The sequence below is a fragment of the Streptantibioticus ferralitis genome (genome assembly GCF_029223525.1).
In the GTDB taxonomy this organism is placed as follows: Bacteria; Actinomycetota; Actinomycetes; order Streptomycetales; family Streptomycetaceae; genus Streptantibioticus_A; species Streptantibioticus_A ferralitis.
The window spans coordinates 1-2,283 of sequence record NZ_JARHTQ010000081.1 but is presented as its reverse complement, the minus strand read 5'-3'; the positions used below and the strand labels follow the sequence as shown (position 1 = coordinate 2,283).

2 protein-coding genes are annotated in these 2,283 nt (G+C 68.2%); both read left to right on the top strand.

From position 1 onward, the window contains the following. Positions 1–106: 106 nt before the first annotated feature. Entirely contained in the window at positions 107–1,360 is a 1,254-nt protein-coding gene (gene istA / locus P2L57_RS39725) for an IS21 family transposase (protein WP_275823448.1), read from the top strand. After that, complete coding sequence (gene istB, locus P2L57_RS39720; RefSeq protein WP_275823446.1) at positions 1,360–2,217, top strand: IS21-like element helper ATPase IstB; 858 nt, start codon at positions 1,360–1,362, stop codon at positions 2,215–2,217. The genes istA and istB overlap by 1 nt, the downstream gene beginning before the upstream one ends. The last annotated feature ends 66 nt before the right edge of the window (positions 2,218–2,283 follow it).

The window sequence follows — 2,283 nt, the reverse complement described above, 5'->3', positions numbered from 1 at the left end:
TCTCGACGACGGTCCAAATCTGACCCTTTGACAGCGTGTCAATCCTGACCCTTTTGTGGATTTTCATCTGATTCTTGGCCTTGGTGATCAAGGTCAGGAGGGAAGGGTGATTCCCGTGGAGGACTGGGCAGAGATCCGCCGTCTGCGCCGTGCCGAGCAGATGCCGATCCGGGCGATCGCACGGCATCTGGGCATCTCGAAGAACACGGTCAAGCGGGCGCTTGCGAGCGACCGGCCGCCGAAGTACCAACGGCCGCCGAAGGGCTCGGCGGTGGACGTGGTCGAAGGGCAGATCCGCGAGCTGCTGCGGGAGACGCCGACGATGCCCGCGACCGTGGTCGCCGAGCGGATCGGCTGGGACCGAGGGATGACGATCCTCACCGACCGCATCCGGGAGCTTCGGCCGGCTTATCTGCCGGTCGATCCGGTCTCCCGCACGACCTACCGGCCCGGTGAACTGGCCCAGTGCGACCTGTGGTTCCCCGACGCGCAGATCCCGCTGGGCTATGGGCAGACCGGCCGCCCGCCGGTGCTGGTGATGGTGTCGGGCTACTCGCGGGTGATCGCCGCGAGGATGCTGCCCTCCAGGAGGACCGGCGACCTGATCGACGGGCACTGGCGGCTGCTGTCGCGGTGGGCAGCGGTCCCCCGGATGCTGGTCTGGGACAACGAGGCCGGCGTCGGCCGGGGACGCCCCACGTCGGAGTTCGCCGCGTTCGCGGGCCTGCTCGCCACCAAGATCTACTTGTGCCGTCCCAGGGATCCGGAGGCGAAAGGGCTGGTGGAGAGGGCGAACGGCTATCTGGAGACCTCCTTCCTGCCCGGCCGTCACTTCAGCGGCCCGGACGACTTCAACACCCAGCTCGCCGAGTGGCTCAAGGTCGCCAACCGGCGCGTCCACCGCGGCCTGGGCACCCGCCCGGCCGACCGGTGGGAAGCCGACCGGGCTCAGATGCTCACTCTGCCCGCGGTCGACCCACCGACCTGGTGGCGGTTCTCGACCCGGCTCGGCCGCGACCACTACGTCCGCGTCGACACCTGCGACTACTCCGTCGACCCCGCAGCCATCGGCCACCACGTGACCGTGCTGACCGACACCGACGAGGTCATCGTCCTGGCCGCCAGCGGACAGATCATGGCCCGGCATCCGCGCTGCTGGGCCCGCCACCAGACCCTCACCGACCCCGAACACGCCGAGGCCGGCCAGATGATGCGGCACCAGGCACGCCACCGTCCCACCGGTCAGATCCAGGCCGTCAACTCCGGCGGCCCGCTGGTCGAGGTCGAACAGCGCGAGCTGGACACCTACGACCGCCTGTTCACCGTCATCGACGGCGGCGCCGACAAGGAGGCCATCTGATGCCATCAACCGCCACCGCCGACGGCGAGGCCGCCCTCGCCCAGCCCGCAGGCAAAGCCCAGGTGCCGGCCGCAGGCCGCCGCACCAGCCAGCAGATCTCATCCGATCTGGCCTTCCTGGCCCGGGCCCTGAAGGCTCCGGCCCTGCTGGAGGCCGCCGACCGGCTCGGCGAACGAGCCCGCACCGAGTCCTGGACCCACGCCGAATACCTCGTCGCCTGCCTGCAACGCGAGGTCGCCGCCCGCGAATCCCACGGCGGTGAAGCACGAGTACGCGCCGCCCGCTTCCCCTCGATCAAGACACTCGAAGAACTCGACGTCACCCACCTGCGCGGCCTGACGCGCCAACAGCTCTCCCATCTGGGAACCTTGGACTTCATCGCGGGCAAGGAGAACGTAGTTTTTCTGGGCCCGCCGGGCACGGGCAAGACACACCTGGCCATCGGCCTGGGAGTGCGGGCCTGCCAGGCCGGCCACCGCGTCGCGTTCGCCACCGCGGCCGAGTGGGTGGACCGGCTCGCCGCCGCCCACCAGGCCGGAAACCTCTCCGCAGAACTCACCCGCCTCGGTCGCTATCCCTTGATCGTGGTCGATGAAGTCGGCTACATCCCCTTCGAATCGGAAGCCGCCAACCTGTTCTTCCAACTGATCTCAAACCGCTACGAACACGCGTCCGTAATCGTCACCAGCAACAAACCCTTCGGACGCTGGGGAGAGGTCTTCGGCGACGAGACCGTGGCCGCCGCCATGATCGACCGCCTCGTCCACCACGCCGAAGTCCACTCCCTCAAAGGAGACTCCTACCGCATGCGCGGACGTGAACTCGGACGCGTCCCTACCGACAACGACACCGACTGAACCGCCACAAAGTGGGTCATCTTTCACCCGGTCAAACTGGGTCACGATTCACCCGACGCCGACAGG